Origin of the sequence: Ruminococcus callidus ATCC 27760 (assembly GCF_000468015.1) — a bacterium.
Taxonomy (GTDB): Bacteria; Bacillota; Clostridia; order Oscillospirales; family Ruminococcaceae; genus Ruminococcus_C; species Ruminococcus_C callidus.
The window spans coordinates 8,487-15,598 of the sequence record NZ_KI260389.1 but is presented as its reverse complement, the minus strand read 5'-3'; the positions used below and the strand labels follow the sequence as shown (position 1 = coordinate 15,598).

Sequence of the window (7,112 nt, the reverse complement as noted above, 5' to 3'; positions counted from 1 at the left end):
TGACTCCGTCATTCCGCTGGTTCGAATCCAGCTAGTCCAGCCAGCAGGATAAGTGGTTTTTCTCAATTTTTAACGAACCTGCACAAAATCGGAAAAACAATTGATGACATTCGGAAAGACGAACGCTGGTTTTAGAGCAAATGTGGTTCCAACGTAAACAAATAAACAGGGATATGCAGCGAGGCGGACTTAAACGTCAACCAAGTAGTGTCAGCGTAGCGAGATGATATGCATTCACTTCACAGGGTATAGGTCGTTTAACCTGTGAAGAACGGCCAGCAGGGGCAGGACCTGCACACTACACCAGCTGTAAATGGTGCTTTTCTCAATTTCTAATTACCAGCCGATAAAGTAGGAGAAAATTGATGACATTCTGGAAAGACAGATATTAATGCTTCGATAGCTCAGTAGGTAGAGCAGGGGACTGAAAATCCCCGTGTCATTGGTTCGATTCCAGTTCGGAGCACCAAAACCAAATCCGGATGTAACTCAGTTTGGTAGAGTGCTTGCTTTGGGAGCAAGATGCCGCAGGTTCGATCCCTGTCATTCGGACCATCATGGTGATTCTTTTCAGTTCTATCAGCTAAGCCAAAAAAAACTGAAAATGTATTATGGTATCCAAATCACATAAGAACTGAACCAGGTAACGCATAGTAACGTGTTCACCAGCTGTCTTGTCAATGACACAAAACTTGATGAGTGGTACATGTACCACTGAGATTCAAGTAGGGTATGGTGTAACGGATAACACAGACGATTGTGAAGTATATCCAGTTCAATTCTGGAACCCTGCACAAAGCACTACTACTTATAGATTAAAAGTAGTGCATTAGGTTTAGTTGAAAGTACCTTGCTTACGCTATTGAAAGACTATAGCCAAACGGCAGAAAGCTTTTCGTGCGACTATTACGAAAAATAGTCATATGCGGATATGGTGAAATTGGCAGACACGATAGATTTAGGTTCTATTGCCGAAAGGTGTGCAGGTTCAAATCCTGTTATCCGCACCATCAGACCGATTCTGTTTCCATGCAGGTCTGAGTTTACCTCCTATTTGAAATAACACCGAACAAGCAGCCGATAGCTTGTTCGGTGTTATTTTTTTTTTGTGTTAATCCATATAGAATAACTTAACTTACAGTTTGAGGTCTTTGTGATCACTAGTGGTGCGTTGTATAGATATAAAGATGAATCTAATGTATATGATTACTCAGTTATATGCAAAAACTGCGTAATGTAATAATTTTCCATGTCAAACCAATCGTTATACATAGTAGATTATAGTAGCATAATCTTATTATAGAATCTACTGGAGGTATTTAAGATGACATTGATGGAGTTACAAGATATTCTTGGACAAAGAATTCAGATTGCGAATGATGCATCAATTACAACTGATGTAAAGCAGAAAGAAAACGAGGTATCTCAAACAATCGTAGCATTAGCAAAACAGATGATTAATAACGCAGATGTAGTTCTGAGAGCTGAGAAGCTATGCTATGAATGTGATTTGAAACAATCCAATATTGAAAGGATGATAGGTCATGAGCGGTAAACCTTATACTGACCAGCAGGTTGAATTCATAAAATCACATTGTTCTAAGATGACAGCTGCACAGCTTGTAGACGCACTTAATCAAAAATTTAATGATACTCGTACTAAAAAGGGATTACTATCATTTATGCAATCGCACGGATTACATACAGTTGTACCTAAACCTGTAAGGTTTGAGATCTTTACAGATATTCAGAAATCTTATATGCAGGAGCATGGACCTTATATGAGCCGTAAGGATCTTACAGAAAAATTAAATGCACAATTTAATATCAATGTTTCTGTACAACAAGTTAAAAGCTGGTGTTACACAAACAAAATTAAATCTCCTAACGGAAACGGAAAATTTACCACTGAAACATCACCACGATGGGCAAAAGGACTATCGAAATCTGAATTTAGATCGCATTATACAAATAAATCATTTTCAAATCTGGTATCACCTATGATTAAATCCAATAAAAAGTATAAAATAGGAGATGAAATTATACGTCATGGAATTCCGTACATTGTTATAAATAATGATTTTGGGCATGGTATTGATGCACGAATTAAAAGAAAATCTATATATGTATGGGAGCGTCAATATGGAGAGATTTCATCAAAATCCATGATAATACATTTAGACAATGATAAAATGAACTGTAATATTGAAAATCTCATGTGCATTCCAACAAAGTACAGACCATGGTTTATGCATAATTTCTGGTGGAACGCTCCAAAAGAGATAAAAGAAGTAGCGGTAAAATGGTGTGAACTTTATTACGCTTTAAACGAGAATAATCTTGATAGAAAGGGGGCTGATTTTAATGCATAATTTAATGTGTAGAAATCAAATAATTAAGATGAAAGATGGAAAGTTGGTAACTATTGATCGTGGTGACATAAATCAGGTAAAAGATTGTATAGAACAGTATTGTGGGGCAGAGTTTTCAGAGTTAGCCAATTGTATACTGGATGATTTTATAGTTCTTCTCGAAAAGTGTGGTTACGATCTTGAAAATCTTGGGTACCGCAGGATCGATGTTACCGATGTTCGCAAATATTGGGTGTGATCAACCGTTTGAAATTCGCAAGTTTGTGCAATTTTATATCAACGAAATTGCTATTTACGCTTGACATTTAGCAATATCTATGCTATAATGTATTTAAAGGAAACACAGAGGGTGTGCTTCATAACAAGAATATCAATATTGCATGGAGGTAATCACTATGACAGATGCAAATAAGATTAGAATGAATATTGCTGAGGAAATCAAAATGCTTCAGATGATTCAGAAATTGGATGACACTGAAATTCAAAACTGGGCTGAAGCTAACAGTTTGCCGAGTTTTCACAGTTTAGCAAATGCTGATGCAGAGCAGGATGACTGTGAAGAGAGCGACTGCTGTAATCAGACAATGCTGAAGCGGTTTATCATCGGAGATGACCTCGTAGAATTCGGAACAATTTTTGATGATATGTACTATGCATACTTCAAGTTAAATGATTATTCAGTATCTGGAACACTGGATGATGTCTTTGATGAAATTAAAGATTTCATCAAATGCAACATCCTGAAAATCTGACAGTTATCAAACAGTGCAGTTGAACTTGATTCTTCTGCACTGTTCTGGTATAATACGGATAGAGGGTGATTTTATGAAAATCTACAAATCAAAAAGATATATTGAGGAAGATGTCGTAAGATGAAAACGGTAATGCCAAAATCATAAACACTGATACTCGTAAAATCAAGAAATTTAAATACGCAAAGGAAACTGTAAAATTCATAGAGAAATTTCAAAAACCATTGCTGATGCACTGGTACGGTGAAATTGATTCTGCTGATCTTGCAAACATCATCAAGCTGGTGGAGAAGAAGAATTGTAGTCTTGATTCTGCAATTGACACAGTTTTGAATGACAATTATTAGAAAGGTGCTTTAATATGTGGGATTAGTCAGTCTTGATATGTAAAACCTGATAACATAACAGTGAAGCGAACAGTTACTCAAAACTATAGATAAGTAACTGTTCGCTTTTCTAGTATATTGATTACTGTGGCTAATCAAAATCCAACGCATACAATATATACAAGATATAAAGACATGCCATTTTTTATGCCCGATCTTACAAATTGATATTGTTGTTCTGGACTAATCTTTTTCACCATCTGCCCTCCGATGGATCCAGCTTCCCGTGCAGTCAGGTCGCCGTTGTAACCCTGCTTCAGAGTTACGCCAACTTCGCTGGCAGATTCCATCTTAAAACGTTCCATAGCTTCCTTGCCCTTCTGCGTAAATTCACCCTTCATAGTGCATTCTCCTTTTTCATGTCTGGGATAAGCGACTTATCCCAGAAGTTTGTTTTCATTTTTCAGCAGCTGCTTTTTCTCACACGCTGTGTTTCGTGTTCGCCGCTGCAAGAATAGTATAGGACAAAAGGGCGTTTCTATGACAGGTAGTTTTTTCGTATTTTTTCTATAAGCCTTTGGGAACAATGGAAAATGCTTTCTTCTGCAAAAAACATATTTGCAAAAGCAATACTGCACAAAATAATCTACGTCAATACCGCACAAAGATTGTGCGACAGATGCGTCGTCAAATTTTCCGTCAGATGGAGCAAAAAGCAGAGTGAATACTTGATGTATTCACGAGCATTTTTGTGAAATATGACGGAAAATTTGCAAGCAGATGGCGTGCAAAGTCGTCAGACGCTCTTTGTGCGGTATTGCCCTATGTATATTGACATTTATTTCGACATATGGCATAATAAAAGAAGATGTTTTCGATTGGAAATCAGAACAGGAGGAATTGTATGAAAAAGAAATGGCTTTCCGCCGCGGCGGCAGCCGTACTTAGTGTTTGTGCTCTGGTTGCACCCATATCCGTTCCGAATACCGTAACGCCGGTTGCAGTGCAGGCTGCATCTTCCGGTACAACGCTGGCAGATATGCCCAGTGCATATCAATCTGCGGCGGAGTGGATTCTGCAAAATCGTATCATTTCAGAGGGCTCTGTGAAAGACTGGGCAACGATTTACGACCAGATCGTCGCCGGAAACGGAACACTCAAGTATGTTGTAAAATGGCAGAGCAAACAGACAATCACACTGGAGCAGCGGAAGCAGCTGCAAACCGTTCTGGAAACGGCAGTGAACGACTGGACTGACTGGCTGGTAGGTTATGAAAACTGGCCATACACCCATGTCAATGTGCAAATTGTCGGCTGGGCAGTGCTGGATCAGAACTGCCTGCTGGATCTGCAGCCGGACGAAACCGTGTATACCACCACGATTCCAGCAGATACCAGCTACATCACAGACGGAAACATGGCGGTTTCGGAGCTGCCTACATTGGAACCAATCGGCGACGAAACACGATACCGCTATATTCACTGGGCAGATCAGTCATACCAGTATCCAGACGGCTACGAAAATCGTTACGATATGTACTTGCAGGCAACGCAAGGCATGATCGATATGGGCGGCTTCGGCTACCACTGGGGACAGCAGCTTTCAGACAACGCCATTTTGGGCTTGATCGCCGGCACTTCCAGTATGCATATTCTAGAACACGAAATGGGACACAGCTTCGGACTGACTGATTTTTATGGCGGCGAGGGAGAATCCGACGGCTTTCCGCCGGGAGGATTTCCGGACGGCGGCACGTCGATCATGATGGCAGGTTCTTCTCAAACGATCACTAACTTTGACGGTTGGTTTTTCCGGTATCTCTGGTCATATCTGGCGAAAGAGGACGGTAGATTCAATCTTACGGCACCATCTACAACCACAACTGCCACAACTTCAGAAACTACTGCAGAAACAACAGAAACCACAACAACTACGGTTACAACAACGGTTTCAGAAACACAGCCGGCTTATGAAACCGTATCGTTCACAGACACCATTTCTGAAATAGTACCGAATACTTCTGTCACATTTGCAGAATACGGCACATTTTTCTTCCAAGGGGACTCCTACTATCACGGGGACGAAAGCAAAAATCTTAGCCACTACGAAGCTGGCGACAAAATTTCAATACAGTTTACCTATGATCGGGAATCAGACATGATACAGCGTGTTGATGCATTGCAGCTTGAGGAAAATTCGCATAAAGTGATCGGAGATGTCAACGCAGACGGACAGTTCACCATTGCAGATGTTGTTATGGTGCAGAAATGGCTGTTAGGCAGCGGCAATGTGACTGATTGGACTGCCGGAGATTACAATGCAGACGGTCAGCTGAATGGACTGGATCTGTGCAGTATGAAGCAGGCACTCCGAAAGGAGACACAAGAAGCATGAAAATTCTGATTGCGACAGATTCTTTCAAGGGCAGTTTATCCTCTCTGGAAGCAGGAAATGCTATTGCCGATGGGATCCGACGGACCGGCATGCCAGCTGAGATCCAGGTTTCACCAATTGCAGACGGCGGAGAGGGGACTACAGAAGCCTTGGTTAATGGGTTGTCCGGATATTTGGAAACAGTAACAGTATCCGACCCGCTGGGCAGAAAGCAAACAGCAAACTATGGCATTTTGCCGTCTGGTACCGCCGTAATGGAAATGGCAGCTGCGGCAGGACTTCCGCTGTTGTCCGAATCCGAAAGGAATCCGCTTTACACCACGACTTTTGGCGTGGGAGAAATGATCGCAGATGCCATTGCCAAGGGCTGTCGAAAATTCATCATCGGTATTGGTGGCAGTGCGACCAATGACGGCGGCGTAGGCTGTTTGCAGGCACTGGGCTTTTCTTTTCGAAACGCAGATAACACCGAGATTCCCTGCGGAGCAGTCGGACTTTCGCAGTTACAAAAAATCACCGCCGAAAATGTACTGCCGGAATTATCGGCTTGCACATTTCAGGTGGCATGTGATGTCACCAATCCACTCTGCGGGGAACAGGGCTGTAGTGCCGTCTTTGCCCCGCAAAAGGGAGCTGATGCAGCAATGATTCCCCAAATGGACGAATGGCTTTCCCGATATGCCAAGCTGACAAAAATGCTGTTTCCGGAAAGTGACCCCAACTGTTCCGGCAGCGGAGCCGCAGGCGGACTGGGATTTGCGTTGAAAAACTACCTGCACGCTGAACTGGAATCCGGCATTCAGATCGTTATGCGGGAAACTCAACTGGAACAGGCAATTGTCAATGCAGACCTTGTTATCACTGGCGAGGGGAAACTGGACGCACAAAGCATCATGGGAAAAGCACCTATCGGGGTTGCTGCTCTTGCCAAGCAATATCAGAAACCAGTGCTGGCATTTTGCGGCTGCACAGAACATGCAGCGACGATTTGCAATGTTCACGGAATCGATGCCTTTTTCCCGATACTGCGAGAAATAACCACATTGGAGAACGCTCTATACAGAGAAACTGCAAGGCAAAATCTGACTGATACAGCAGAGCAGGTGTTCCGGCTGATTCGTGCAATGCGGTAATGTGTTTTTGCAAAAGTAGTATTGCCAAAATAGAAAGTGACAAACAAAAAGAGTATCTCATTTGAGATACTCTTTTTTGATAATCAAATCGTTTTTTCAAACTTAAGGCAATACCGCACAAAGAGCGTCTGGCG

Annotated in this window: 7 protein-coding genes and 3 tRNA genes; 9 read left to right on the top strand and 1 reads right to left on the bottom strand. The window is 41.8% G+C overall.

From position 1 onward, the window contains the following. Window positions 1-393 precede the first annotated feature (393 nt). The 7 genes from RUMCAL_RS06465 (at window position 394) to RUMCAL_RS06435 (ending at window position 3,124) form a co-directional block, all read left to right on the top strand. Window positions 394-469 (top strand) — tRNA-Phe (locus RUMCAL_RS06465). 9 nt (window positions 470-478) lie between these two features. Continuing rightward, window positions 479-555 (top strand) — tRNA-Pro (locus RUMCAL_RS06460). Between the two features lie 370 nt (window positions 556-925). Further along, window positions 926-1,010, top strand: a tRNA-Leu gene (locus RUMCAL_RS06455). A gap of 314 nt (window positions 1,011-1,324) precedes the next feature. Then, entirely contained in the window at window positions 1,325-1,555 is a 231-nt protein-coding gene (locus RUMCAL_RS06450; RefSeq protein ID WP_021681872.1) for a hypothetical protein, read from the top strand. After that, a complete protein-coding gene (locus RUMCAL_RS06445) occupies window positions 1,545-2,372 on the top strand; it encodes an HNH endonuclease (RefSeq protein WP_021681871.1) in 828 nt (275 codons plus the stop codon). Before RUMCAL_RS06450 ends, RUMCAL_RS06445 begins: the two co-directional genes overlap by 11 nt. Continuing rightward, window positions 2,365-2,610 carry a hypothetical protein gene (locus tag RUMCAL_RS06440; RefSeq protein ID WP_021681870.1) on the top strand — a complete coding sequence of 82 codons (246 nt, stop codon included), beginning with the start codon at window positions 2,365-2,367 and terminating at the stop codon, window positions 2,608-2,610. Before RUMCAL_RS06445 ends, RUMCAL_RS06440 begins: the two co-directional genes overlap by 8 nt. A 157-nt stretch (window positions 2,611-2,767) precedes the next feature. Beyond that, window positions 2,768-3,124, top strand: coding sequence for a hypothetical protein (locus RUMCAL_RS06435; RefSeq protein ID WP_040647325.1), 357 nt, complete (start codon window positions 2,768-2,770; stop codon window positions 3,122-3,124). 481 nt (window positions 3,125-3,605) lie between these two features. Here the strand turns inward: RUMCAL_RS06435 and RUMCAL_RS16490 are convergent, their stop codons facing one another. Continuing rightward, the gene (locus tag RUMCAL_RS16490; protein WP_021681868.1) at window positions 3,606-3,851 is read right to left on the bottom strand and encodes an alpha/beta-type small acid-soluble spore protein; all 246 of its coding nucleotides are present in this window, start codon (window positions 3,849-3,851) and stop codon (window positions 3,606-3,608) included. A 503-nt stretch (window positions 3,852-4,354) separates the two neighbouring features. On the opposite strand from RUMCAL_RS16490, the gene RUMCAL_RS06425 reads away from it, so the two are divergent. Next, a complete protein-coding gene (locus tag RUMCAL_RS06425) occupies window positions 4,355-5,845 on the top strand; it encodes a dockerin type I domain-containing protein (RefSeq protein WP_021681865.1) in 1,491 nt (496 codons plus the stop codon). Beyond that, window positions 5,842-6,978: a glycerate kinase family protein gene (locus RUMCAL_RS06420; protein ID WP_021681864.1), complete on the top strand. Its 1,137-nt coding sequence runs from the start codon at window positions 5,842-5,844 to the stop codon at window positions 6,976-6,978. Before RUMCAL_RS06425 ends, RUMCAL_RS06420 begins: the two co-directional genes overlap by 4 nt. The last annotated feature ends 134 nt before the right edge of the window (window positions 6,979-7,112 follow it).